Source organism: Kitasatospora sp. NPDC041988 (assembly GCF_055588525.1).
The window spans coordinates 1-23,725 of record NZ_JBVJCO010000017.1 but is presented as its reverse complement, the minus strand read 5'-3'; the positions used below and the strand labels follow the sequence as shown (position 1 = coordinate 23,725).

The window sequence follows — 23,725 nt, the reverse complement described above, 5'->3', positions numbered from 1 at the left end:
GCCACCTCACGCCGGAAAACCCGACAGGACGCCAGTTCCCGCGTACAGCGCGGCCTGCTCCCGCAGCCGCCGGACAACGTCGAGAAGTACTCCTACACGCGCAGCCACCTCTGGGTGCTGACCTGCTTCTCCCTGGCCAGCTTCGGCTGCATGGTGGCCAGCGAGGTGGGCCTGCTCAGCGCGACGCCGTGGTTCTGGCTCTTCGTCCCGTTCCTGGCGTTCACCGTGGTCTACTACCTGATCTCCCGTTGGGTGCACGGGTTCAACGAGACCTTCGACCTCAAGGGGCACCGCGCGCTGGTGCGGGCCTGGCGCCCCGAGCGGTACCCGACCGTCGACGTCTTCCTGCCCGTCGCGGGCGAGCCGATCGAGGTGCTGCACAACACCTGGACTCACGTCGCCAGGCTGCGCGACCAGTACCCGGGTGAAGTGACCCCCTACGTGCTGGACGACAGCGACAGCCCCGAACTCGCGCAGATGGCAGTGGACTTCGAGTTCGTCTACGGCACCCGCAACAACCGCGGCTGGTTCAAGAAGGCCGGCAACCTCCAGTTCGGCTTCCGCAACTCCGACAGCGACTACATCCTCATCCTCGACGCCGACTTCGCCCCGCGCGCCGATCTGCTCGACGAGCTCCTTCCCTACATGGAGAACGACCCGAGGCTCGGAATCGTTCAATCCCCGCAGTTCTTCCGCATCCTCGACTCCCAGAACTGGATCGAGCGCGGCGCCGGGGCCGTCCAGGAGCTCTTCTACCGGACGGTCCAGGTCTCCCGGCAGCGCAACGACGGCGCGATCTGCGTCGGCAGCTGCGCCGTCTACCGGCGGGCCGCGCTGGAGCAGAACGGCGGCACCACGCTGATCGAGCACTCCGAGGACGTGCACACCGGCTTCGACCTGCGCAGGCTCGGCTGGGACCTCCACTACGTGCCGATAGCCCTGGCGGCCGGGGTCTGCCCCGACAACGTGGGCGGGTTCTTCAACCAGCAGTACCGGTGGTGCACCGGCTCGATGAGCCTGCTGGGCAGCCGGAAGTTCTGGGGCGCCAAGCTCCGGCTGATAACCCGGATGTGCTACATGTCCGGCTTCTTCTACTACATCCACACCGCGCTGTTCACCATCGTCTCCCCGCTCGTGCCCATCCTGCTGCTGCTCGTGCGGCCGGACCTGATCCGGTGGGAGAACACGATGCTGGTGATACCGGGCCTGGTGTACGCCACCCTCATCTTCCCGCTGTGGCACCGCAACCCGTACCGGCTGGAGGCCTGGGCCGCCCGCATGATGTACGGCTGGGCCCACGTCTTCGCCATCTGGGACATCCTGCGGAAGAACCGGATGGCCTGGCAGCCGACCGGATCCAGCGGCGCCAAGAAGAACAAGACCCGCCGGTTCTGGACGGGCATGATCGTCTGGGGTGGCGGGACCGCCGCCCTCTGGGTGGGCGCCGGCATCTGGCGCATGCTCACGATGGGCCCGCTGAACTTCGCGCTGGTCCTGGCGTCCGGCCTCTTCTACGCCGTGATCGTGGGCCGAGTCCTCGTCCAGCCGCGTCCCACGGAAGCTGTGTGATCACCGTGCCCGCCGTGCCCGCCGTGCCCGCCCACCGCCGCCGGGCAGGCCTGCGCCGTCCGCTCGCCGTGCTCGGGCTGCTGACCACCGGCCTGCTGCTCGCCACCGCCTGCGGCCCCGAGGACCCGGGCTTCGCGGTGCCCGAGGCCGCCGTCGCGCAGCCGGCCGGCACCGCCACCGGGGCCGCCGCCGGCACCGCCGCCCCGGCCCCTGCGCGCAAGCCCGCGGCCCAGGCCGCCGACCTCCCGTACGACGTCACGCCGCTGCTCAAGCCGGGGCACAAGTACCTGGGGGCGGCGCTGCCCGACGTCCCCGCGAAGATGGACGCGCTGAGCGGCTACACCGCCGCGATCGGCAAGCAGCCGAACGTCCTGGAGTACTACGCCGGCTGGGGCGACGGCTTCGACACCGCCGGGGTCCGCCGGATCTACGACGCCGGGGCGCTGCCCTACATGGCGTGGGAGCCGCACTCCCCCTCGATGGCGGCGATCGCGGCCGGCGAGACCGACGACTACGTGAAGGGCGTGGCCAAGGCCGCCGCCAAGCTCAACCTGCCCATCGCCATCAGCATCGCGCACGAGATGAACGGCGACTGGTACCCGTGGGGCCGGCAGGCCAGCAGCGCCGCCGACTTCGTCGCGGCCTGGCGCCGCGTCCACGACATCTTCGACCGGGCCGGCGCGACCAACGTGATCTGGGTCTGGAGCCCCAACATCACCGACCCCGCGCCCAACACCCGGCTCGCGCCCTACTACCCCGGCGACACCTACGTGGACTGGGCCGGCATGACCGGCTACTTCACCCTCACCGGGCCCAAGACCTTCGACGCGCTCTACGGGCCGACGATGGCCGAGATCCGCACCTTCAGCCAGAAGCCGTTCTTCATCAGCGAGACGGCCTCCCAGCAGGGCAAGCGCCAACGCGCGGACATCGACCAGCTCTTCACCGGGCTCGAGACGCACGACGACGTCGTCGGCTTCGTCTGGTTCAACATCGTCAAGCGGGCGGACTGGCGCATCGAGGCCAGCCCGCCGTCGCTCGCGGACTACAAGCAGCGCGCGTCCGACCCTCGCTACGGCTTCGACATCCGGAACCCATGATGCCTTCAGAGACCGACTCCTGGTTCACCCCGCAGACCCCGGCCCGGACCCCGGCCCGGTCCTCGGACGGCGAAGGGTCCCGGGCCCGCCTCCCCCACCCCCGGGAGGACGGGCACGGCTGGACCGGGCACGGCGGGAACGCCCGGGCCGAGGACGCCGAGGAGGCCGAAGGGCCCGCAGGACGCGAGCAGACCGGGTACGCCCGGGGCACCGACGGGAGCGGCGAGGCCCCGGGGTACGACGAGTACGCCCCCGAGAGCGGGTACGCCCCGGACGGCACCTACCACCCGGAGGGCACCTACCCCCCGGACGACGAGCACGACCCGGACGACGAGTACGAGGCCCCGGAAGCCCCCGACGCCGACCCCGACGCCACCCCCGAGGCCCACGAGGCCCCCGAGGCAGACGGGCACGACCGCGCCCACCCCGGCGACGAGGAGGACGGCCAGGCCGTCCAGCTGGCGCCGTACCGGATCCCGGCCGTCCCCACGACCGGCTGGGACCCGGCGCCCAGCCCCCGGCGCCGCTGGATCGGCCGCGGCCTGCTCTTCGGCGTGCTGGCCGTCCAGGCGGCGCTCTCCCTGCGCCTGCTGGGCGCCGCCCACCCCGACGAGGCCGTCGCCATGATCGTCGGCCGCCAGCAGCTGGACAACCTGCTCCACGGCACCGCGGTGACCACCGACCTGATCGGCCAGATCCCCGGGTCGCCCTGGCTCTACCCCCCGCTGGCCGGCGCCGCCGCCAACGCGAGCGGGGTGTTCGGGGCCCGGGTGGTCAGCCTGGTCCTCGCCCTGGCCACCACCGCGCTGCTCTACTCGCTGACCCGCCGGCTCTTCAACGAGCGCGTGGCCATCTGCAGCGCCGCCGCGTACGCCGTCCTGCAGTCCACCGTGGTCGTCGGCTTCTACGCCGCCCCGGACGCCCTCGCGGTGGCCCTGGTCGCGGCGGCCACCTGGATCGTCGTCCGGACCGCCCGCGCGCCGGTGGCCGCCGTGCTGCTGGCCGTACCGGTGGCGGCGCTGGCGGCCGCCGTGGAGTACGCCGCGGCGGTCGCGCTGCCCGTGCTGGCCGCCCTCGCACTGATCACCTCCTGGCCCTACCGCGGCCGCGGCCCCGCCGCCGGGCGCGCGCTCCTCCTGGCCGCGGGCGCCCTCGGGGCGCTCCTGGCGTTCGGCCTGCTGGACGACGTCTGGGCGTGGTCGCCCGCGCACGGTCACCAGGCCCGCCCGGCCGGCTCGGTCCTCTTCTCCGCGGTCCAGTGGAGCGGCCTGTTCACCGTGCTCGCGTGCGCGGGCGGGATCGCCTACTCGCTCCGCGAGCGGCTGAACGAGTCGCCCGAGGACAGCGCCATCACGGCCTCCCGGCTGCGCCGCACGACGCTGAGCGTGACCCTCTGCGCGACGGCGCTGCTGATCCCGGCCGGGTACGCCTACCTGGGCAGCTCCGGCGTGATGTTCCGCCACCTCGGCTTCGGCATGCTCTTCGCCGCGCCGCTGGCCGGCGTGGGCATCACCCGGCTGGTCGGCGCGCACTTCCGCAACCCGCAGCTGGGCATTCTGGTCTGGGTGGTGCTGCTCGCCCTCGGGCTGGAGCAGTCGGCGCTGCGGTACCAGGACGGGCCCGACTCCGGCCGGCTGCTCGGCGTGCTGCGCGTCCACGCCACCCCGCAGGGCCGCTACCTCACCGAGGTCGACGGGCTGCCGGAGTACTACCTGGGCAGCGTCAGCAAGCCCGAGCAGTGGGTCTCGGCCCGCAAGGGGACCGACTACCGGGACCCCGCCGGAGTGATGCACCACGGCGACGACGGCACGGTCACCGCCGTCCGCAACGGCTGGTTCACCGTGGTCGTCCTCGACAGCACCGCGCCCACCGCCACGGACCGTGCCATCACCGAGGCTCTGAGGGCCGGCGGACGCTACCGCCTGATCGCACAGTTCAGCTCCCCGACGGGCGATTCCGGCACGTACAAAGTGTTCCTCCTGCACTGAGAGCCCGGGGTTCCGGGCCCCGCCCCGCGACACACCGGCTACTACATATGGTGCCGCGATACTCCACCGCCACTAGATGTATGCTCGTCCCTGCTGTCGACGCAGGGGAACCCGGTGCGAATCCGGGACTGCCCCGCAGCGGTGTGCGGGCGGCTCCGACCAGAGCCCGCGAGTCCGAATACCTGCCGACGGCGTGCCGCCCGGCCTCCCCGCAGAGGCCTCCAGCACGAGCAGTACTTCCGGGCCTCGCGGGCGGGCCGGGGATGACACCGTCGCGCGACGCCTTCCGGCCGTCGCGCCGTGCTCCCCTGCCCCGAACGGCCCGGTACCCCCGATCAACAGCTGCCGATCGCCGCCAGGAGAGAGCGCCTTGACCACCGCTGCCTCAGCCACCCTGCCCGCCCAGGGGTCCAGCTCAGCCCCCGTCGACCCGACGGTCTCCGACCCCGGCGGTGCGCTGCTCCGGCTGCTGACCGACCGCAGCGTCGACCTTCCCCAGGTGGACCCCGGCCATGTCGCCGCCGCCGCGCTGCGCGGCCGCCACGCCGGCTCGGACTTCGCCGAGCTGCGCGGGCTGGCCGTGGACGCCGCAGCGTCGATGATCGCCGAGGACCCCCAGTACTCGAAGCTGGCGGCCCGCCTGCTCGCGCTGGAGATCGTCGACGAGGCGGTCTCCCAGGGCTCGGTCTCCTTCTCCGCCTCGATCGCCGTCGGCCACGCCGAGGGCCTGATCGGCGACACCACCGCCGGCTTCGTCGCCAAGCACGCCACCGCCCTCGACGCGCTGATCGACGCCCAGGGCGACGACCGCTTCGAGTACTTCGGCCTGCGCACCGTGCAGTCCCGCTACCTGCTGCGCCACCCGATCACCCGCAAGGTCGTCGAGACCCCGCAGCACTTCCTGCTCCGCGTCGCCTGCGGCCTGGCGGTCGGCGACAACGAGCAGTCGGTGCGCGAGGTCGCGGAGCTGTACGGCCTGATGAGCCGTCTGGAGTACCTGACCTCCTCGCCGACCCTCTTCAACTCCGGCACCCGGCACCCGCAGATGTCGAGCTGCTACCTGCTCGACTCGCCGCTGGACAACCTGGACTCGATCTACTCCCGGTACGCCCAGATCGCCCGCCTCTCCAAGCACGCCGGCGGCATCGGCCTCTCCTACTCGCGGATCCGTTCGCGCGGCAGCCTGATCCGGGGCACCAACGGCAAGTCCAACGGCATCGTCCCGTTCCTGCGCACCCTCGACTCCTCGGTCGCCGCCGTCAACCAGGGCGGCCGCCGCAAGGGCGCGGCCTGCGTCTACCTGGAGACCTGGCACGCGGACATCGAGGAGTTCCTGGAGCTGCGCGACAACACCGGCGAGGAGGCGCGGCGCACCCACAACCTCAACCTGGCGCACTGGATCCCGGACGAGTTCATGCGCCGGGTCAACGCCAACGAGGACTGGTCGCTGTTCTCGCCGGCCGACGTGCCCGAGCTGGTCGACCTCTGGGGTGCCGACTTCGACGAGGCGTACCGCAAGGCCGAGCTGGCCGGCAAGGCCGTCCGCACCATCCCCGCGCAGACCCTCTACGCCCGGATGATGCGCACCCTGGCGCAGACCGGCAACGGCTGGATGACCTTCAAGGACGCCTCCAACCGCGCCGCCAACCAGACCGCGCTGCCCGGCCGCACCGTGCACTCCTCCAACCTCTGCACCGAGATCCTGGAGGTCACGGACGACTCCGAGACCGCCGTCTGCAACCTCGGCTCGGTCAACCTCGGCGCCCACGTCGCCCCCGGCGCCACCGCCGCCGACCTGCTGAACGCCATGGACTGGGACCGGCTGGACGCCACCGTGCGCACCGCCGTCACCTTCCTCGACCGCGTGGTGGACATCAACTTCTACCCGACCCCCGAGGCCGGCGCCTCCAACTCCCGCTGGCGCCCGGTCGGCCTCGGCGTGATGGGCCTGCAGGACGTCTTCTTCCAGCTCCGCCTGGACTTCGACTCCGCCGAGGCCAAGCAGCTCTCCACGCTGATCGCCGAGCGCATCATGCTCACCGCGTACGAGCGCTCCGCCGACCTGGCCGAGCAGCTGGGCCGCCACGAGGCGTACGGCGAGACCCGTGCCGCCCGCGGCGAGCTGCACATCGACCACTTCCCGTCGGCCGCGCCGCAGTGGGCCGGCCGCTGGGATGCGCTGCGCACCCGCATCGCCGAGACCGGCCTGCGCAACTCCCTGCTGCTGGCCATCGCGCCGACCGCGACGATCGCCTCGATCGCCGGTGTGTACGAGTGCATCGAGCCGCAGGTCTCCAACCTGTTCAAGCGCGAGACCCTCTCCGGCGAGTTCCTCCAGGTCAACCCGTACCTGGTGCGCGAGCTCAAGGAGCTCGGCGTCTGGGACCAGCAGACCCGGGACGCGCTGCGCGACGCCAACGGCTCGGTCCAGGAGCTCAACTGGCTGCCCGCCGAGGTCCGTTCGCTCTACCGCACGGCGTGGGAGCTGCCCCAGCGCGCGCTGATCGACCTGGCCGCGGCCCGCATGCCGTACCTCGACCAGAGCCAGTCGCTGAACCTCTTCATGGCCGCGCCCACCATCGGCAAGCTCAGCTCGATGTACGCGTACGCGTGGAAGGTCGGTCTGAAGACCACCTACTACCTGCGCTCGCGCCCGGCGACCCGGATCGCCCAGGCCGCGTCGGGCACCGCCCGCGCCGCCACGCCGGTGCCGGTGGCGTCCCCGACCCTCACCCCGGAGGAAGAGGCCGCGCTGGCCTGCTCCCTGGAGAACCCCGAGTCCTGCGAGGCCTGCCAGTAATGTCCGACGATCGCCAGAAGATGCTGCTCGACCCCGGGTTCGAGCTGACCCTGCGCCCGATGCGGTACCCGTCGTTCTACGACCGGTACCGGGACGCGATCAAGAACACCTGGACCGTCGAGGAGGTGGACCTGCACTCCGACGTCGCCGACCTCGCCAAGCTGAGCGAGGGCGAGCGGCACATGATCGGCCGGCTGGTCGCCTTCTTCGCCACCGGTGACTCGATCGTCGCGAACAACGTCGTGCTGAGCCTCTACAAGCACATCAACTCCCCGGAGGCGCGGCTGTACCTGTCGCGCCAGCTGTTCGAGGAGGCCGTGCACGTCCAGTTCTACCTGACGCTGCTGGACACCTACCTTCCGGACCCGGAGGACCGCAACGCGGCCTTCGCCGCGGTGGAGAACATCCCCTCCATCCACCAGAAGGCCCAGTTCTGCTTCAAGTACATGAACGCGGTCGACCACATCGACTCGCTGCAGACCAAGGAGGACCGCCGCGCGTTCCTCCTGAACCTGATCTGCTTCGCGGCCTGCGTCGAGGGCCTGTTCTTCTACGGCGCCTTCGCGTACGTGTACTGGTTCCGCAGCCGCGGCCTGCTGCACGGCCTGGCGACGGGGACGAACTGGGTGTTCCGCGACGAGTCCATGCACATGGACTTCGCGTTCTCCGTGGTGGACACCGTCCGCGAGGAGGAGCCCGACCTCTTCGACGACGAGATGGCCAAGCAGGTGACGGAGATGCTGGAGGAGGCCGTCGAGGCCGAGCTCCAGTTCGCCCAGGACCTGTGCGGTGAGGGCCTGCCCGGCATGAACACCGCCTCGATGCGCGAGTACCTGGAGGCCGTCGCCGACCAGCGGCTCGCCCGCCTGGGTCTGCCGATCCGCTACGGCTCGACGAACCCGTTCGGTTTCATGGAGCTCCAGAACGTCCAGGAGCTGACCAACTTCTTCGAGCGCCGGGTCTCGGCGTACCAGGTCGCCGTCGAGGGCTCCGTCGCCTTCGACGACGACTTCTAGGAAGAACGAAGACAGACAGACAGGTGCCCCGCACGGCCGCAGCCCGTGCGGGGCACCTCCTGTTGTTTCAGTCGGTCGGAAACTCCCCGCCCTTGACCCCGGCGAGGAACGACGACCACGCCTCGGCCGGGAAGAGCAGAGCCGGCCCATCAGGGTCCTTTGAGTCCCGCACTGGCACGATCCCGGTCACACCATCGGCCACCTCGACACAGTCGCCACCAACGCCATCCAGCACGCCCGTGCGGCCCGAGGACGCCTGATCCAGATCCGTCTCAGGCTCGCCGACAGACTCCTCCGCATCGAGGTCCATGACGCCGACAGCGAGAAGCCCGCGCTCCGCGACGCCTCCAACTCCGACGAGGCCGGCCGAGGCCTGCTCCTCGTCCACGAGTTGGCCACTCAGTGGGGCTGCTGCCCCCGCGCCGGCGGCATCGGCAATTCGTCTGGTGCCACATCTCCGCCGAGGCCGCCGCGTGAGCGCCGTCCGCGCCGAGATCGGCGGCATCATGCCGCCCGCCGTGTTCCTGAGCCTCGACCAGGCGCTCCCCGTCCTCTGGGAGCACATCCGCGAACTCCCCGTCCGCGAAGCCCACCGCGACTTCATCCGCTTCTGCGTCGGCCCGGGAGGCGGCGACGGCGTCGCCCACTGCCTCAACCGAGGCGGCCGATGGAGCACCACCCTCTACGTCGGTGAACTCACCAGCTGGACCGCCCACCCGATCACCATCACCACCAGCCGCCCCTGAACTACCCCGCCCCGCACGGCGCTCGCGCCGGGCGGGGCGGGCACACCTCCGCACGCCGCCCGTCCGGATGAACTCCCGGGCCACACCGGCGACATACGTCCGCACACGATCTGCCCCCAAGTACGGTCCGGCCCACAGCCGAACGAAAGGGGCCCACCGTGACGACCGGAATCCTCGACTACCAGAGCGACGCCATCGTCCAGCTCATGAACATGGCGGAGGAGGAGTGGACCGAGCAGGAGCTCAAGGACGCCCTCCAGCGGGCCATCATGCTGGAGCTGTCCACCATCCCGCCGTACGCCACCGCGCTCTGGTCGATCACCGACCCGGACAACAGCAAGCCGGTCCGCCACACGATCCGCGAGATCGTCTTCGACGAGATGTCGCACTTCGGCCTCGTCTGCAACATGCTCACCAGCATCGGCGGCACCGTCGTCCTCACCGACCCGGCCACCGTGCCGAAGTACCCGGGTGAGCTGCCCGGCGGCGTCAACCCCGGGTTGGAGGTCTTCCTCAGCGGGCTGACCCGGGAGTCGGCCGGCCTCTTCTCCGACATCGAGAAGCCCGAGCACCCGCTCGCCTTCGCCGTCGACGGCAACACCATCGGCGCCTTCTACCAGCGGATCGCCAACGTCTTCCCCACGTTCGCCCACCTGCTGACCGGTCAGCGGCAGGTGACCTTCCCGCTCGGCTCGGGCCACGGCGCCGGCAACGACATCGTCGCGATGAACACCATCGACGACGTGCTGAACGCCATCCACATCATCCAGACCCAGGGCGAGGGGACCGACGTCTCCCCGGACAACCCCTTCCCCGGCGCCTCGGGCGAACTCGCCCACTACTACGCCTTCAAGGAGATCGCCGTCGGCAAGAAGCTCGTCCTCGACGAGCAGACGCAGAAGTTCGACTTCACCGGCGCCGACGTCCCGCTGCCGGACACCTCCCCGGTCGCCCGGGTCCCCGCGGGCGGGTGGGCCAACTCCCCCGGCAACGAGCCCGACGCGACCACCGCCGAGCTCCTCCGGACCTTCAACCAGCAGTACAGCGGCATGCTGCATGCCCTCGAAGACGCCTGGGGCCCCGGCGGGGCGGACATCTTCCCGGCCATCGGGCTGATGGGCTCCATGCGCCACACCGCCCAGCAGATCAACGCCGTCAAGCTGCCCCTCGACCCCCGCTTCACCTACGGCCCGGAGTGGCTGTTCGTCCAGCAGTAGGCACCCATGCGAAAGGGCCGGTGCGCGCGCACCGGCCCTTTCGTCACACCGTCAGGCGTTCGGCACCGTCGCGTAGCGCGGCGTGCCCTCGGCCATCTGCCGCAGCGCGTCCTTGCGGTCCCGCTTCGACAGCTTGTCGATGTAGAGGAACCCGTACAGGTGGTCCGTCTCGTGCTGGAGGCAGCGGGCGAAGAAGCCGGTGCCCTCGACCCGGATCGGGTTGCCGTCCTTGTCCTGGCCGGTCACGGCGGCGTAGTCCGGCCGGGGCAGCTCGGCGTACGCGGTCGGCACCGAGAGGCAGCCTTCGTTGCCGTCGTCGAGCACCCGCTTGCTGCCGGCCGGCAGCTCCTCCAGCACCGGGTTGATGACGTGGCCGATGTGGCGCACGCCCTCGTCGTCCGGGCAGTCGTAGACGAACACCTTGAGGTCCACGCCGATCTGGTTGGCGGCGAGGCCCACGCCCTCGGCCGCGTACATCGACTGGAACATGTCGTCGATCAGCGCCGACAGCTCACCGTCGAACGCGGTGACGTCCTTGACCTCCCGGTGCAGCACCGGGTTGCCGTACACGGTGATCGGACGCGCCGTGCCCTTCGAGAGGTCCGGCTGCTCACCGACCACCTTCACCGGCTGGGCCTCGCCCTGCTCGGTCCCGTGATCATGGTCGTGGTCGTGCTGGTGATCGTGCTGCTCCGCCATCGCTGCTTATCTTCCGCTTCCGTGGACTGTCTGGCCGTACCGATCAAGGGTAAGCGGCCAGGCTCAGCAGACCTCTTCGAGATCCCGGTACGCCCGCGTCCCCGGCGCCGCCGCCACCCAGCGGTCCAGCAGCGTCCGCACCAGACCGGCCGGGGCCGCGATCCCGCACTCCCGCTCCACCAGCCAGGACATCCCGCCCGCGCCCTGGCTCAGATGGCTCAGGTGCCCCGGGTGGGCCGCGTCCCCGTCGTCGTGCGGATCGTGGTGCGCGGTGTGCCCGTCGTCCGAGGCCATCCGGCTCTCCGAACAGGCCCGGCAGAGCAGCCGCACCGAGGACGTCCAGTCCTCCGCCGCGTATCCCGCCTCCGCGACCAGCCGCTCCAGCGCGTCCCGGTCCGCCGCCGTGGCGGCCTGCAACAGCACCACGTACGTCGGCACCGGGGAGGGCGCCCACAGCTCGATCTCGTCGAACACCGGGTACGCCACCCCGTCGGTGACCCGCTCACCGTGCGGGGCGCCGTCGTGCAGCACCACCTCGCCCCAGCGGCGGCCGGACGACGGCAGCGGGATCGACAGCACCTCGATCCGGGCCGGGTCCAGCCGCCGGCCCCAGACCACCTCGGACTCGCCGTCCGGCGAGAGCCGCACCGGGGTCGTTCCCAGGTCCAGGCTCACCGGACCGTCCGGCTGCGCCCCGGGCCCGCCCGGCAGCCGCAGCCCGTACGCCTGCCAGGCGCGCCGGGCAAGCGCCCAGTCCTGCAGGGCCGTCGCGGTGATCCCCAGGTTCCACCAGTCGGGAGCGCCGTGCTCGCGGTCCAGCAGCGCGACGGCGCGCAGCCCGGCCGCCCGCGCCTGCTCCCAGTCCCGCCGGAACTTGTGCAGCAGCGCCAGGTTGAACCACGAGTCGGACAGCCAGGGCTCCAGATCGGCCGCCATCACCAGCAGGGCACCCGCGTCCTCGTACCGGCCGTCGCCGATCAGCGTGAAAGCCCGGTCGGTCGTCTGCCGCCAGGTGGCGGACGGCCGGTGCCGTGCCCGGTGGAAGATCCTCACGTTCGTCCCTGCCGTCGTCGTCCGCTCAAGTCCCGCATCCGCTCCCGCGTCACGGGCCCGGTACCCCGGGTCGGTGTTCCACGCTACGACCGCATCCAACCACGCCCGCCACCGCCCGCGCTCCCCACCGCCCACGGTTGCCCCGCCACCGGCCCTGCCCCTACCCAGCCTGCCCGCCCCACCCCGCCGCCTCAACCCCAGCGGGCCGCACTCCCCCGTGTATTCCCCGCACACTGCTCCGCGCGGGCGCCCCGGGGCCTAGCCCCGGACCCGGACCAACGCGTCGACCACCCGGGCGTCGTAGACCCGCCCGCGCCCCAGCCGCAGCACCTCCAGCACCTCCAGGCGGCCCACCGCCTCCCCCAGCCCGCGACCCCGCGCCGCCGTCAGCAGGTCGTCGTGCGCATTGGCCACCCGGATGATCCGTGCCGCCAACGGCACCTCCTGTCCGCCGCCGTCCGGCCCGCCCTCCGGCCGCCCGCACCACGGATCCGCCAGCCGGGCGACCTGCTCGGCCACCTGCCGCGGCACCCCCGTCCGCCGGATCACCTCGCTTCCCAGCCGGGCGATCCGCTGCTGCTCCTCGTCCGGCAGCAGCGCCGTCGCCCCGCCCGGCACCGGCTCGACCAGCGACAGCTGGCCGACGTCGTGCATCAGCGCCGCGTACTCCAGCAGGGCGAGCTCACGGGTGCCCAGCCCCAGCTCGCGCCCGACCGCGCACGCCGTGTCGGCGACCCGCCGGGCGTGACCGGGCGGGGTGTAGCCGGCCACCTCGGTGGCCCGGGCCAGGCTGGCGATGGTCTGCCCGGTGGTGGCCCGGACGGCGGCGGCCCGCCGGAACGAGACCTGGGCCAGCAGCAGCGGTGTGCAGAACAGCGGCAGCGCCCAGAGCCCGACCTCGCCCGCGGCCAGGCTGACCAGCAGGCCGGTGGCCGTGATCGCGGTGCCGATCCCGAACAGCGAGCGCAGCTCGTCCTCCAGCGTCGCCGGGAACCGCAGCCCGCTCCGGTCCCGCCGCAGCACCGCCGCCAGGGTGGCGTCGCAGAGCGCGGCCAGCGCGGCCACCAGGGTCAGGAACACCCCGTACGCGGGGCCGTCCGCCGAGATCCGGTCGACCAGTCCGCTGTTGTAGAGCGGCTGGAAGATCGCGGCCGCGAAACCCGCGCCGAGCAGCCGTCGGGCGGCGCCGTCGCGCCGGGCCCGGTCCCGCCACGGCGCGTGCCGGTGCCGCCGGGCGCCGTGCGGCAGGAGGACGGCCGGCAGCAGCGCGAGCAGCAGGCCGACCCCGGTCACCGCGACCACCTGGAGCACCCCGTGCGCGGTCGGCAGCCCGCGCAGCGGCCCGAGCAGCGCGTACGCGAGCGCGCCGGCCGCCCCGATCGGCGCCTGCTCGCGGTCGCCCGGAAGGGTGATCCGGACGCACTCGCCGAGCGCGATCAGCACCGTGAAGGCCAGCGCCACCCCGGGCTCGGCGATCCCGCGCACCGCCACCGCCCCGAACGCCAGGGCCAGCAGCGCGAGCGCCCCGCCGTGCACCGCCAGTGTGCCCCCGTGCACCGCCCCGGCCCCCGGCCGGGGCCCGCCGGGCCGGAGCAGCCTGGGCCCGCCGGGCGGTCTCCGGTGCGCCCGCCGGTGCGGCCGTGCGCCGCCGGTCGCCGCGATCACGACGGACCGGCCGTCGGCATGGTGCCGCCCTGGACGGGCACCCGCCGCGGGGCCGCCCGGGCCGGCTCGGGGACGCCGAGCGGGATGTCCGGCACCGCCCGGATGCAGTCGCCGGGCGGCGGCAGCACCGGCTGCCAGTCGTGCACGGCGAGCGCGTCGACCAGCGCCCGGACCATCACCGGGTCGAACTGGCTGCCCGAACAGCGCTCCAGCTCGGCCATCGCCTCGGCGACCGGCCGGCCGCGCCGGTAGGAGCGGGTGGAGGTCATCGAGTCGAAGGCGTCGGCGACGGAGATGATCCGGGCGAACTCGGGGATCTGCTCGCCCACCAGCCCGCTCGGGTAGCCCCGGCCGTCCATCCGCTCGTGGTGGTGCAGGATCCCCGCGTGCGCCTCCCCGAGGAAGGCGATCCCGCGGACCAGCTCGTACCCGTGCACCGGGTGCACCTCGACGGCCCGCCGCTCGACCTCGGTGAGGGGACCGTTTCTGCGCAACAGCTCGGTGGCGACCCCGAGCTTGCCGACGTCGTGCAGGATGCCCGCGAACCGCAGGGTGCGCAGCCGCTCGGACTCCATGCCGAGCTGATCGGCGATCAGCACCGCGGCCTTGCCGACCCGTTCGCTGTGCCCGCGGGTGTAGGCGTCCTTGATCTCGACGGCCTGCACCAGCGCCTGGACGGTGGCCTGGTGGGCGTCCCGCTCGCGGTGGCCCTGGGCGAACACCCAGGCCGAGATGGAGAGCGGCAGCAGCGCCAGCAGCGCCGCGAAGGCCCCGTACGGGCCCTGCCAGAGCACGGCGACCATCAGCCCGCCGGCCGCGTGCACCAGCACCGGCAGTCCGATCGCGGCGGCCGGGCCGCGCAGCAGCACGACCGGCCGCCGACCCTCGGCCAGCACCAGCATGCCGCCCACCAGCACGCCGTTGACCAGGCAGAACACGGCGAGCGCGGCGAATCCGGGCAGCAGCGCGGCCGGGAACCGGGAGCCGAGCAGCAGTTGCGGCCCGGCGAGCAGGTGGAAGGCCACCGAGGAGGCGAAGGCGGAGAGCGCGAGCTGGGCACCGTTCCAGAACTGCCGCCGCCGACCGTGCGGCTCGACGGGGGCGAGCAGCGCGGGCACCACCGCGACGAGCGCGGCGGCGGCCGGCGGCAGCATCAGCACCCCGGCGAACAGCACCGGGAAGAAGGCGTTGGCGCAGGGCCGGGCCGGCGCCCGGTCGGGCAGCGGTCGGCGCAGCAGGGTGCGGACCAGCCGCAGGCAGGGCGTGGGCAGCCCTTGGGCGAGCGACTCCCAGCACCCGTGCAGGAAGGCCAGCAGCCCGACCTTGGGCCAGTCGACGGGTGCGCCGAGCCAGCGCGGCACCCCCAGCGGGAGTGGTGCGGCCAGCAGCGGCAGCAGGCAGCAGACCGCCGCCACGGGGACGGCCACCAGGTAGCGCGCCGCGCCCGGGGGCAGGGCCGCGTCTCCACTGTCGGTAGCGATCTCGACCTCCCCGCGTCCTGGCCCGCTCTGCGCTCAGCGCGCCGGGGCAACCGACGGTGAGTGTCCGTCAGGAGGATAGGCCGCCGCTCCGGCGCAACGACGCATGATCGCGGAATGCCGCAGTTGGCGCACCGCCAACTCACTCGAACGAGTGACGGCGCACGCAAGCAGAAAGGGGGCGGCCCCCGGAGCACCTGCTCCGGGGGCCGTCTGGTCCTCACGGTGAACCGCCCTCACGGTGAACCGCCCGCCGTACGACGGGCGGGCCCGCTCACTCCGCCGGGGCGCCCGCCTCGACCGGGGTGCCCGGCCTGGCCGCCGACTCGACGGTCTCCTCGGCCGGGGCCTTCCGGCCCTGCCCGGCGGCCTCGCCGTGCGCCTCGGCCGTGGGGTCGACGGCGACCACCGCCTCTCCGGACCGCTGCCCGGCCCGGATCGAGTCGATCCTGGCCAGCACCTTGCCGCGGAGGTCGGCCGGGGTGTCGTCGCACCCGCAGCAGCGCTTGATCAGTGCCTTGATGGCCTGCTCCAGCCCGTACTTCTCCAGGCATGGCGAGCACTCCTCGAAGTGCACACGCAACTTGGCGTAGTCACCCTCGGCCATCTCGTTGTCGAGGAATTCATAGAGGTGGTCGAGGACCTCGCCACACTCGGTGTCGTGCGGATCGCCGCAGCTCATGAGCCCGAGCCCTTCGCTTCCTGCCCTGCCCCGCTGCCGGCCGGGACCAGCCCGCGCTCACGGGCGTAGTCCTCCAACATGCCGCGCAGCTGCCGGCGGCCGCGGTGCAGTCGGGACATCACCGTACCGATGGGAGTACCCATGATGTCCGCGATCTCCTTGTACGCAAAGCCCTCTACGTCCGCGAGATAGACGGCGATACGGAATTCCTCCGGGATGGCCTGGAGGGCGTCCTTCACATCGCTGTCCGGGAGGTGGTCGAGCGCCTGGGTCTCGGCCGAGCGCAGACCGGTCGACATGTGCGACTCGGCCCGGGCCAGCTGCCAGTCCTCGATCTCCTCGGCGGCGGTGCGCTGGGGCTCCCGCTGCTTCTTGCGGTACGAGTTGATGAACGTGTTGGTGAGGATGCGGTACAGCCAGGCCTTGAGGTTGGTGCCCTCACGGAACTGGTGGAATGACGCGTACGCCTTCGCGAACGCCTCCTGGAGGAGGTCCTCCGCATCGGCCGGGTTGCGGGTCATCCGCAGCGCCGCCGAATACATCGGATCCAGGTAGCCCAGGGCGTCGCGCTCGAAGCGCTCCCGCCGGGCCTCCTCGCTCTCCTCCGCCGACACCCGGAAGGTGTCCTCACCGATCGCCTCGGCCAGCTCCTCACCGGTGAGCGCCTCCCCCGTGGGCAGGCTCTCCTCCGGGCCCCGGCCCGGCTCGGCCTCGTGCTCGGTCCCGACGACCGGACCCACCTCCTCGCCATGGCGGGCACGACCCACCGCGGGCCGCCCCGAAATGGAGGATATCGGGCTGACGGGCTTCTCGCCCGCGACAATCCAGTCGGACCACGCAGGGGCGAAGGCCGCGGCGGCCTCGCGCTCCTCCGGCCGCTCGGGGCACGCGATCGAACCCATCTGTGCTGCCTTCCACCCGGACTCAAGCTGACAGGGGTGTCAACCACGGCGACCGCGCCCGCATTCCCACCCTCCGGCGGCTTTTCACCCGCACGGGTGAGGGACGGCAACGGCCCCGTCCGCAGTGCCCGGACGACACACCCAGACCGGACGCCACACCTAGAGCAGCCCGAGCACCCAGTCCCCGACCGCCCCGGTGATCAGCTCCAGCACCTCGTCCTGCCCCACCGGCGCCCGCTTCGGCACCTCGAAGCCGTGGTTCCCGTACGGCAGCGGCACCAGCGTGTGCCCGGCAGGCAGCTCCGGGAACTCGTCCGGGCCGCCGAACGGATCCGCCGCACCCTGCACCACCAGCGTCGGCAGCCCGGACTCCAGCAGCTCCTCCGCCCGGCTCTTCTCCGGCCTGCCCGGCGGATGCAGCGGGAAGGCCAGCGCCACCACCCCGGCCGCGCCGGTCGCCGCGCCCGTCCGGCAGGCCACCCGGGCCCCGGCGCTGCGCCCGCCGACCACCAGCGGCACCCCCTGACCGGCCAGCAGTTCGGCGACCGGGGTCCAGCCCACGTCGAGCGTCCTCGGCGCGGGCCCGAGCCGCTTCCCGGCCACCCGCCAGGGCTGCTCGACCAGCGCCACGGTGATCCCCCGGGTCGGCAGGGCGGCGGCCAGCGCCACCAGGTCGCGCGCCCCGATCCCCCCGCCGGCGCCGTGCCCGAGCGCCAGCACCGCCTTCGGGGCGGCCGCGCGGTGCCAGGTGATCCGGGCGTCCCCGGCAGGCGTCGGGACGAGTTCGGTGGTCATCGTGCAGGTGCTCCAGGGAGGTTCAGAACAGCGTGGTCTCGTACTCGGGCTCGTCCCACGGCCGGGTCAGCTCGGGGCCGTTGTTGCGGATGCTGCCGACCGCCGGCGAGACCGGGGTGGCCAGCAGGGCGCCGGGTCGCGGGGGTATCAGCAGCCGGCGCAGCTCGTCCGGGTCGCTCACCCCTGGGTCCAGCCAGTCGTCGAAGGACTCCCGGTCCAGGAACAGCGGCATCCGCTCGTGGATCGGGGCGAGCAGCTCCTCGGCCTCGGTGGTGACGATCGTGAAGGTCACCAGCCAGGCCTCCGGGTGGCCGGCGGGCACCGTGCGGTTGCGCCAGAACTCGTACAGCCCGGCCAGCGCCAGCGGGCCGCCGTCCACCCGGGAGACGAAGAACGGCTTCTTCTTCGGCTTGCCGCGCTCGCCGGGCAGCGTCTGCCACTCGTAGTAGCCGTCGACGGGCAGGATGCACCGCCGGGACGCGAAGGCCTGCCGGTACGAGGGCTTCTCGTGCACCGTGTCCGAGCGGGCGTTGATCATCTTCACCGCCGTCTCCGGCGACTTCGCCCAGGCCGGCACCAGGCCCCAGCGCAGCACCCGCAGCTGCCGCACCGGCGCCGCCTCCCCCTTGGGCACCCGGTCCAGCACCACGAAGGCGCTCTCGGTGGGGGCGACGTTCCAGCTGGGCGCCAGCGTCTCGGCAGGGTCCCACTGCTGGACGCCGAAGAGCTCCAGAAGGTCCTCGGGCTTGCTGCTGGAGGCGAAGCGACCGCACATACCGTCAGCTTGCCACGCCCCCCGTTCTCACCACTTCCTCATCCCACGGAGCGAACCGCCGCCTCCCGCCCGGCCGTCCCCGCATGGGAGGCTGCCACCCCGGCCGACCGCGACGCGCGGCCGGCCCGGGCACGACCGGACGGAGGCGGAGAGGGACATGGACGTACAGAACATCGGCGAGGTGTGGGACCGGGTCACCGGCCCCCAGCAAGCCCCGCCCGGCTGGCTCGTCCTGGCCACCGCCGCCGCCGCCCTGCTCCTGGTGGTCGTGCGGCCGCTGTGGCGGATCAGCCGCAACGCCGTGACCATCGCCCACGAGGGCGGCCACGGCCTCGCCGCGGTCGCCACCGACCGCAAGCTGGCCGGCATCCGGCTGCACTCCGACACCTCCGGCCTCACCCTCTCCTACGGCCGCCCCACCGGCCCCGGCATGGTGCTCACCGCCGCCGCCGGCTACACCGCCCCCGCCATGCTCGGCCTCGGCTGCGCCGCGCTGCTCGCCGCCGACCGGATCACCCTGCTGCTCTGGCTGGCCATCGCCCTGCTGCTGGCCCTGCTGGTCCGGATCCGCAACGCCTTCGGCTTCCTCTCCGTCCTGCTGGCCGGCGGCGCGTTCTTCCTGGTCTCCTGGTTCGGCACCGCCAAGGTGCAGGCCGGCTTCGCCTACCTCGGCACCTGGTTCCTGCTGCTCGGTGCCGTCCGGCCGGTCCTGGAGCTGCAGTACCAGCGCCGCCGCGGCCAGGCCCGTGACTCCGACGCCGACCAGCTGGCCCGGCTCACCGGCGTCCCCGGCCTCGCCTGGATCACCCTCTTCCTGGTCACCGCGCTGGCCTGCCTCGCCCTCGGCGCGAGCTGGCTGCTGCCCACGGGCTGAGGCGCCCGGAGGCGAGCGGGCGAGTCACCGCCCCGAGCCGAAGGGCGCGCCGGTGCCGAAAGTGATGAGCGACAAGCGACCGACGCAGGAGAGAGCGCCGGAGGGAAGAGCGTCGGCGCCGGGTCCGAGCGCCCGGAGGCGAGCGGGCGAGTCACCGCCCCGAGCCGAAGGGCGCGCCGGTGCCGAAAGTGCTGAGCGACAAGCGACCGACGCAGGAGAGAGCGCCGGAGGGAAGAGCGTCGGCGCCGGGTCCGAGCGCCCGGAGGCGAGCGGGCGAGTCACCGTCCCGCCATCCGGCCGCCGCGCGGACAGTTCCCCCACGGCCCCTAAACTTGCCCCATGACCGAGACCCTGTGGCCCGCCCCCGTCGCGACCACCCCTGTTGACGCCACCGTCACCATCCCCGGCTCCAAGTCGGTCACCAACCGGGCCCTGGTGCTGGCGGCGCTCGCCGACGAGCCCGGATGGGTCCGGCGCCCGCTGCGCAGCCGCGACTCCCAGCTGATGGCCGACGGCCTGCGGGCGCTCGGGGTCGGCATCGAGGAGCAGGTCAACAACGACGCCGGCGGCACCGGCGGCGGCGAGGCCTGGCGGGTCATCCCGGCGCCCGCGCTGCGCGGCCCCGCCTCGGTGGACGTCGGCAACGCCGGAACGGTCATGCGCTTCCTGCCCCCGCTGGCCGTCCTCGCCGACGGCCCGGTCCACTTCGACGGCGACCCGCGCAGCTACGAGCGCCCGCAGCACGGCGTGATCAACGCCCTGCGCGCGCTCGGCGCCCGGATCGACGACGGCGGCCGCGGTGCCTTCCCGCTCACCGTGCACGGCACCGGCGCGCTGGACGGCGGCCCGGTGGAGCTGGACGCCTCGTCCTCCTCGCAGTTCGTCTCCGCCCTGCTGCTCTCCGGTGCCCGCTACAACCAGGGTGTGGAGGTCCGCCACGTCGGCGGCCCGGTGCCCTCGCTGCCGCACATCCGGATGACGGTCGAGATGCTGCGGCTGGCCGGCGCCCAGGTCGACGCCCCCGAGGACGGCGGCGAGAAGGACGTCTGGCGGGTCACCCCCGGCGCCCTGATCGGCCGCGACATGGTGGTGGAGCCGGACCTCTCCAACGCGGCGCCGTTCTTCGCCGCCGCGCTGGTCACCGGCGGCCGGGTCGCCGTCCGCGACTGGCCGAAGCACACCACCCAGCCCGGCGACCAGCTGCGCGACATCTACACGCAGATGGGCGGCGTCTGCGAGTTCACCGACGAGGGCCTGCAGTTCACCGGCACCGGCCGGATCCACGGCATCGAGGCCGACCTGCACGACGTCGGCGAGCTGACCCCGGTGATCGCGGCCGTCGCCGCGCTCGCCGACGGCGAGTCCCACCTCTACGGCATCGCGCACCTGCGGCTGCACGAGACCGACCGGCTGGCCGCGCTCGCCAAGGAGATCAACGACCTCGGCGGCGACGTCACCGAGACCGAGGACGGCCTGCGGATCCGCCCGCGCAAGCTGCACGGCGGCATCTTCCACACCTACGAGGACCACCGCCTGGCCACCGCCGCCGCGGTGATCGGCCTCGCCGTCGAGGGCGTCCAGGTGGAGAACGTGGCCACCACGGCCAAGACCCTGCCGGACTTCCCGAAGATGTGGGACGAGCTGCTCACCGGGACAGTGGCGGGCGGCTGAGCGGGAGACTGGGCACATGCGCCGCTACGGCAAGGACGCCGACGAGGACGACATCCGCAACCGCCCCGCGCGCCGGGGATCCCGGCCGCGGACCCGGATCCGACCCAAGCACGAGGACGCGGCCGAGGCGATGGTGCTCACCATCGACCGCGGCCGGCTGACCTGCCTGCTGGACGCCGGGACGAAGCAGGAGCGCGAGATCGTCGCCATGAAGGCCCGTGAGCTGGGCCGCAAGGGCGTCGTCGTGGGCGACATCGTCAACATCGTCGGCGACCTCTCCGGGGACGCCGACACCCTGGCCCGGATCGTCCGGGTCGAGGAGCGCAGCTCGGTCCTGCGGCGTACCGCGGACGACGACGACCCGTACGAGCGGATCGTCGTCGCCAACGCCGAGCAACTGGCCATCGTCACCGCGCTGGCCGACCCGGAGCCCCGGCCCCGGCTGATCGACCGCTGCCTGGTGGCCGCGTACGACGCCGGCATGGAGCCGCTGCTGGTGCTCACCAAGTCCGATCTGGCCCCGGCCGGGCCGCTGCTGGAGTCCTACGCGCCGCTCGGCATCAACTACGTGGTGACCCGGCGGGACGAGCTGGCCACCGAGGGCGCCGAGGCGGTCCGCACGCACTTGCGCGGGCGCTCGACGGTCTTCATCGGGCACTCCGGGGTGGGCAAGACCACGCTGGTCAACGCCCTGGTGCCGCTGCACCAGCGGTCCACCGGGCACGTCAACGCGGTGACCGGCCGCGGCCGGCACACCACCGTCTCGGCGCTGGCGCTGCGGCTGCCGCCGCCCCCGGGCGCGAAGCCGGGCTCGAAGAAGGCGCTCGACCCGGGCTGGGTGATCGACACCCCGGGGTTCCGCTCCTTCGGCCTCTCGCACATCGACCCGGCCCGGGTCATCCACGCCTTCCCCGACCTGGAGCCGGGCACCGCCGAGTGCCCGCGCGCGTGCAGCCACGACGAGCAGGACTGCGCGCTGGACGCGTGGGTCGCGGACGGCCACGCCGATCCCGCCCGGCTCTACTCGCTGCGCCGGCTGCTCGCCAGCAAGGAGGCCCGCGAGGGCGACTGACGGCGGGCGGCCCCGGCCGATTTCGCGCGTCCGAGGTGTCGGAGCGGCCCAGCCTGGTGATCATAGGAAAGTCGGGCCGGATCACCGCCCGACCCGTCGATCGACAGGGAGAGCACGCGATGGCATGGGCCCTGGTGATCCTGGCCGGCCTCCTGGAGACCGGCTTCGCGATCAACCTCAAGCTCAGTGACGGTTTCACCAAGCTCTGGCCCACCATCAGCTTCTGCGTCTTCGCCCTCAGCAGCTTCGGTCTGCTCACCCTCTCCCTCAAGACCCTGCCGGTCGGCCCCGCGTACGCAGTCTGGACCGGCATCGGCGCGGCCGGCACCGCGATCTACGGCATGGTCTTCCTGGACGAGACCACCTCGGTGCTCAAACTGGTGTCGATCTCGCTCGTGATCGCCGGCGTGATCGGACTGCAGCTCAGCGGCTCGGCACACTGATACTCGCCCGCTCGCCAATGGACCGGCTCGGGGCGGCCCTTTGGCTCGGGGCAGCTCTTCCGCTCGGGGCGGTTCTTTCACTCGGGGCGGTTCTTTCACTCGGGGCGGCGTCGGAGCGGGGCTCGGGGCGGCTCCGAGCGGGGCTTCGGGGCGGGGCTTCGACTCGGGGCGAAACGTTTCCGTCCGCTCCGCGAGCCCGACTGGGCCGATCCGGGCGGGCTCGCTAGGGTCTTGGACATGGCCGACTACCACGACGATCTCCGACTCGCCCATGTCCTCGCCGACTCGGCCGACTCGATCACCCTGGAGCGCTTCCGCGCCCTCGACCTGAAGATCGAGACCAAGCCCGACCTCACCCCCGTGAGCGACGCCGACAAGGCCGCCGAGGAGCTGGTGCGCGGGGTGCTCCAACGTGCCCGGCCGCGCGACGCGGTGCTCGGCGAGGAGTTCGGCCTGCAGGGTTCCGGCCCGCGCCGCTGGGTGATCGACCCGATCGACGGCACCAAGAACTACATCCGCGGCGTGCCGGTCTGGGCCACCCTGATCGCGCTGCTGGAGGACGGCCCGGACGGCGTCGAGCGCCCGGTGGTCGGCATCGTCTCCGCCCCCGCGCTGAACCGCCGCTGGTGGGCGGCCAAGGACCTCGGCGCCTTCGCCGGCCGCAGCCTGGCCAAGGCGAGCCGGATCCACGTCTCCGGGGTCTCCCGGATCGAGGACGCCTCGTTCTCCTACTCCTCGCTCTCCGGCTGGGAGGACCGCGGCCGGCTCGACCCGTTCCTGGACCTCACCCGGGCCTGCTGGCGTACCCGCGCCTACGGCGACTTCTGGTCGTACATGATGGTCGCCGAGGGCGCGGTGGACATCGCCGCCGAGCCCGAGCTCTCCCTGTGGGACATGGCCGCGAACTGCGTCATCGTCGAGGAGGCCGGCGGCCGTTTCACCGGCCTGGACGGCGTCCCGGGCCCGGGCGGCGCCGACGCGGTGGCCTCCAACGGCCTGCTGCACGACGAGGCGCTGCGCCGCCTCAGCGTCTGACGGCGGTTCGCCCGCTCGCCTCCGGGGCGAGGGGGCGGCCGGACATGGGTGCGGGGGGGGGGGGGGGGGGGGGGGGGGGGGGGGGGGGGGGGGGGGGGGGGGGGGGGGGGGGGGGGGGGGGGGGGGGGGGGGGGGGGGGGGGGGG

At 72.8% G+C, this 23,725-nt stretch carries 20 protein-coding genes, 2 pseudogenes and 1 riboswitch; of the genes and pseudogenes, 13 read left to right on the top strand and 9 right to left on the bottom strand.

Translation table 11 applies throughout. The features are described from left to right. Positions 1 to 150 precede the first annotated feature (150 nt). The 5 genes from ACZ6NC_RS18655 to ACZ6NC_RS18635 all read left to right on the top strand — a co-directional run bounded on the left by ACZ6NC_RS18655 (position 151) and on the right by ACZ6NC_RS18635 (position 8,473). On the top strand, positions 151 to 1,569 hold the full coding sequence (locus ACZ6NC_RS18655) for a glycosyltransferase family 2 protein (RefSeq protein WP_465734249.1): 1,419 nt from the start codon (positions 151 to 153) through the stop codon (positions 1,567 to 1,569). Then, positions 1,566 to 2,669 (top strand): glycoside hydrolase family 26 protein, encoded by a 1,104-nt coding sequence (locus ACZ6NC_RS18650; RefSeq protein ID WP_465734042.1) that lies wholly within the window; start codon positions 1,566 to 1,568, stop codon positions 2,667 to 2,669. The genes ACZ6NC_RS18655 and ACZ6NC_RS18650 overlap by 4 nt, the downstream gene beginning before the upstream one ends. Further along, positions 2,666 to 4,657 carry an ArnT family glycosyltransferase gene (locus ACZ6NC_RS18645; protein WP_465734040.1) on the top strand — a complete coding sequence of 664 codons (1,992 nt, stop codon included), beginning with the start codon at positions 2,666 to 2,668 and terminating at the stop codon, positions 4,655 to 4,657. Before ACZ6NC_RS18650 ends, ACZ6NC_RS18645 begins: the two co-directional genes overlap by 4 nt. A gap of 105 nt (positions 4,658 to 4,762) precedes the next feature. Beyond that, positions 4,763 to 4,840: riboswitch (cobalamin riboswitch) on the top strand. A gap of 211 nt (positions 4,841 to 5,051) precedes the next feature. Further along, a complete protein-coding gene (locus ACZ6NC_RS18640) occupies positions 5,052 to 7,457 on the top strand; it encodes a ribonucleoside-diphosphate reductase subunit alpha (RefSeq protein ID WP_465734247.1) in 2,406 nt (801 codons plus the stop codon). Next, the gene (locus ACZ6NC_RS18635; protein WP_465734038.1) at positions 7,457 to 8,473 is read left to right on the top strand and encodes a ribonucleotide-diphosphate reductase subunit beta; all 1,017 of its coding nucleotides are present in this window, start codon (positions 7,457 to 7,459) and stop codon (positions 8,471 to 8,473) included. The genes ACZ6NC_RS18640 and ACZ6NC_RS18635 overlap by 1 nt, the downstream gene beginning before the upstream one ends. Positions 8,474 to 8,540: 67 nt before the next feature. Here ACZ6NC_RS18635 and ACZ6NC_RS18630 read toward each other — a convergent pair whose 3' ends face one another. After that, the gene (locus tag ACZ6NC_RS18630) at positions 8,541 to 8,708 is read right to left on the bottom strand and encodes a DUF397 domain-containing protein (protein ID WP_465734245.1); all 168 of its coding nucleotides are present in this window, start codon (positions 8,706 to 8,708) and stop codon (positions 8,541 to 8,543) included. On the opposite strand from ACZ6NC_RS18630, the pseudogene ACZ6NC_RS18625 reads away from it, so the two are divergent. The 3 genes and pseudogenes from ACZ6NC_RS18625 to ACZ6NC_RS18615 all read left to right on the top strand — a co-directional run. Further along, positions 8,667 to 8,813: pseudogene (locus tag ACZ6NC_RS18625) on the top strand (ATP-binding protein); the annotation flags it as partial. The gene ACZ6NC_RS18630 and the pseudogene ACZ6NC_RS18625 overlap by 42 nt on opposite strands. Positions 8,814 to 8,946: 133 nt before the next feature. Further along, positions 8,947 to 9,219 (top strand): hypothetical protein, encoded by a 273-nt coding sequence (locus tag ACZ6NC_RS18620; protein ID WP_465734036.1) that lies wholly within the window; start codon positions 8,947 to 8,949, stop codon positions 9,217 to 9,219. A gap of 158 nt (positions 9,220 to 9,377) precedes the next feature. Continuing rightward, positions 9,378 to 10,436 carry a ferritin-like domain-containing protein gene (locus ACZ6NC_RS18615; RefSeq protein ID WP_465734034.1) on the top strand — a complete coding sequence of 353 codons (1,059 nt, stop codon included), beginning with the start codon at positions 9,378 to 9,380 and terminating at the stop codon, positions 10,434 to 10,436. Between the two features lie 51 nt (positions 10,437 to 10,487). On the opposite strand, the gene def is transcribed toward ACZ6NC_RS18615, so the two are convergent. The 8 genes and pseudogenes from def to ACZ6NC_RS18575 form a co-directional block, all read right to left on the bottom strand. After that, a complete protein-coding gene (gene def, locus ACZ6NC_RS18610; protein WP_465734032.1) occupies positions 10,488 to 11,135 on the bottom strand; it encodes a peptide deformylase in 648 nt (215 codons plus the stop codon). Between the two features lie 63 nt (positions 11,136 to 11,198). After that, the gene (locus ACZ6NC_RS18605) at positions 11,199 to 12,188 is read right to left on the bottom strand and encodes a tetratricopeptide repeat protein (RefSeq protein ID WP_465734030.1); all 990 of its coding nucleotides are present in this window, start codon (positions 12,186 to 12,188) and stop codon (positions 11,199 to 11,201) included. Between the two features lie 258 nt (positions 12,189 to 12,446). Then, positions 12,447 to 13,745, bottom strand: coding sequence for an HD-GYP domain-containing protein (locus ACZ6NC_RS18600; RefSeq protein ID WP_465734028.1), 1,299 nt, complete (start codon positions 13,743 to 13,745; stop codon positions 12,447 to 12,449). 104 nt (positions 13,746 to 13,849) lie between these two features. Next, positions 13,850 to 15,280 carry an HD-GYP domain-containing protein gene (locus tag ACZ6NC_RS18595; protein WP_465734026.1) on the bottom strand — a complete coding sequence of 477 codons (1,431 nt, stop codon included), beginning with the start codon at positions 15,278 to 15,280 and terminating at the stop codon, positions 13,850 to 13,852. A 439-nt stretch (positions 15,281 to 15,719) separates the two neighbouring features. Further along, positions 15,720 to 16,013, bottom strand: a pseudogene (gene rsrA, locus ACZ6NC_RS18590) (mycothiol system anti-sigma-R factor); the annotation flags it as partial. Then, the gene (locus ACZ6NC_RS18585; RefSeq protein ID WP_380321818.1) at positions 16,010 to 16,753 is read right to left on the bottom strand and encodes a sigma-70 family RNA polymerase sigma factor; all 744 of its coding nucleotides are present in this window, start codon (positions 16,751 to 16,753) and stop codon (positions 16,010 to 16,012) included. The gene ACZ6NC_RS18585 and the pseudogene rsrA, both read right to left, overlap by 4 nt. A gap of 321 nt (positions 16,754 to 17,074) precedes the next feature. Continuing rightward, positions 17,075 to 17,710, bottom strand: a complete 636-nt coding sequence (locus ACZ6NC_RS18580) for an alpha/beta hydrolase family protein (protein WP_465734024.1) — start codon at positions 17,708 to 17,710, stop codon at positions 17,075 to 17,077. Positions 17,711 to 17,732: 22 nt separating this feature from the next. Beyond that, complete coding sequence (locus ACZ6NC_RS18575; RefSeq protein WP_465734022.1) at positions 17,733 to 18,485, bottom strand: SOS response-associated peptidase; 753 nt, start codon at positions 18,483 to 18,485, stop codon at positions 17,733 to 17,735. A gap of 157 nt (positions 18,486 to 18,642) precedes the next feature. On the opposite strand from ACZ6NC_RS18575, the gene ACZ6NC_RS18570 reads away from it, so the two are divergent. The 5 genes from ACZ6NC_RS18570 (at position 18,643) to hisN (ending at position 23,580) form a co-directional block, all read left to right on the top strand. Further along, positions 18,643 to 19,359: a M50 family metallopeptidase gene (locus tag ACZ6NC_RS18570; RefSeq protein ID WP_465734020.1), complete on the top strand. Its 717-nt coding sequence runs from the start codon at positions 18,643 to 18,645 to the stop codon at positions 19,357 to 19,359. Between the two features lie 339 nt (positions 19,360 to 19,698). Next, on the top strand, positions 19,699 to 21,030 hold the full coding sequence (gene aroA / locus ACZ6NC_RS18565) for a 3-phosphoshikimate 1-carboxyvinyltransferase (protein WP_465734017.1): 1,332 nt from the start codon (positions 19,699 to 19,701) through the stop codon (positions 21,028 to 21,030). A 16-nt stretch (positions 21,031 to 21,046) separates the two neighbouring features. Then, positions 21,047 to 22,102, top strand: coding sequence for a ribosome small subunit-dependent GTPase A (rsgA, locus tag ACZ6NC_RS18560; RefSeq protein ID WP_465734015.1), 1,056 nt, complete (start codon positions 21,047 to 21,049; stop codon positions 22,100 to 22,102). Positions 22,103 to 22,221: 119 nt separating this feature from the next. Further along, entirely contained in the window at positions 22,222 to 22,545 is a 324-nt protein-coding gene (locus ACZ6NC_RS18555) for a DMT family transporter (RefSeq protein ID WP_465734013.1), read from the top strand. Between the two features lie 237 nt (positions 22,546 to 22,782). Next, a complete protein-coding gene (hisN, locus tag ACZ6NC_RS18550) occupies positions 22,783 to 23,580 on the top strand; it encodes a histidinol-phosphatase (protein WP_465734011.1) in 798 nt (265 codons plus the stop codon). Positions 23,581 to 23,725 lie beyond the last annotated feature (145 nt).

What these genes read in the sequence shown, in the direction of transcription:
- ACZ6NC_RS18635 (WP_465734038.1), top strand. Translation starts at nt 7,457, where the DNA reads ATGTCCGACGATCGCCAGAAGATGCTGCTCGACCCCGGGTTCGAGCTG.
- ACZ6NC_RS18580 (WP_465734024.1), bottom strand. Translation starts at nt 17,710, where the DNA reads ATGACCACCGAACTCGTCCCGACGCCTGCCGGGGACGCCCGGATCACC.
- rsgA (WP_465734015.1), top strand. Translation starts at nt 21,047, where the DNA reads ATGCGCCGCTACGGCAAGGACGCCGACGAGGACGACATCCGCAACCGC.
- def (WP_465734032.1), bottom strand. Translation starts at nt 11,135, where the DNA reads ATGGCGGAGCAGCACGATCACCAGCACGACCACGACCATGATCACGGG.
- ACZ6NC_RS18555 (WP_465734013.1), top strand. Translation starts at nt 22,222, where the DNA reads ATGGCATGGGCCCTGGTGATCCTGGCCGGCCTCCTGGAGACCGGCTTC.
- ACZ6NC_RS18655 (WP_465734249.1), top strand. Translation starts at nt 151, where the DNA reads ATGGTGGCCAGCGAGGTGGGCCTGCTCAGCGCGACGCCGTGGTTCTGG.
- ACZ6NC_RS18575 (WP_465734022.1), bottom strand. Translation starts at nt 18,485, where the DNA reads ATGTGCGGTCGCTTCGCCTCCAGCAGCAAGCCCGAGGACCTTCTGGAG.
- ACZ6NC_RS18645 (WP_465734040.1), top strand. Translation starts at nt 2,666, where the DNA reads ATGATGCCTTCAGAGACCGACTCCTGGTTCACCCCGCAGACCCCGGCC.
- ACZ6NC_RS18570 (WP_465734020.1), top strand. Translation starts at nt 18,643, where the DNA reads ATGGACGTACAGAACATCGGCGAGGTGTGGGACCGGGTCACCGGCCCC.
- aroA (WP_465734017.1), top strand. Translation starts at nt 19,699, where the DNA reads ATGACCGAGACCCTGTGGCCCGCCCCCGTCGCGACCACCCCTGTTGAC.
- hisN (WP_465734011.1), top strand. Translation starts at nt 22,783, where the DNA reads ATGGCCGACTACCACGACGATCTCCGACTCGCCCATGTCCTCGCCGAC.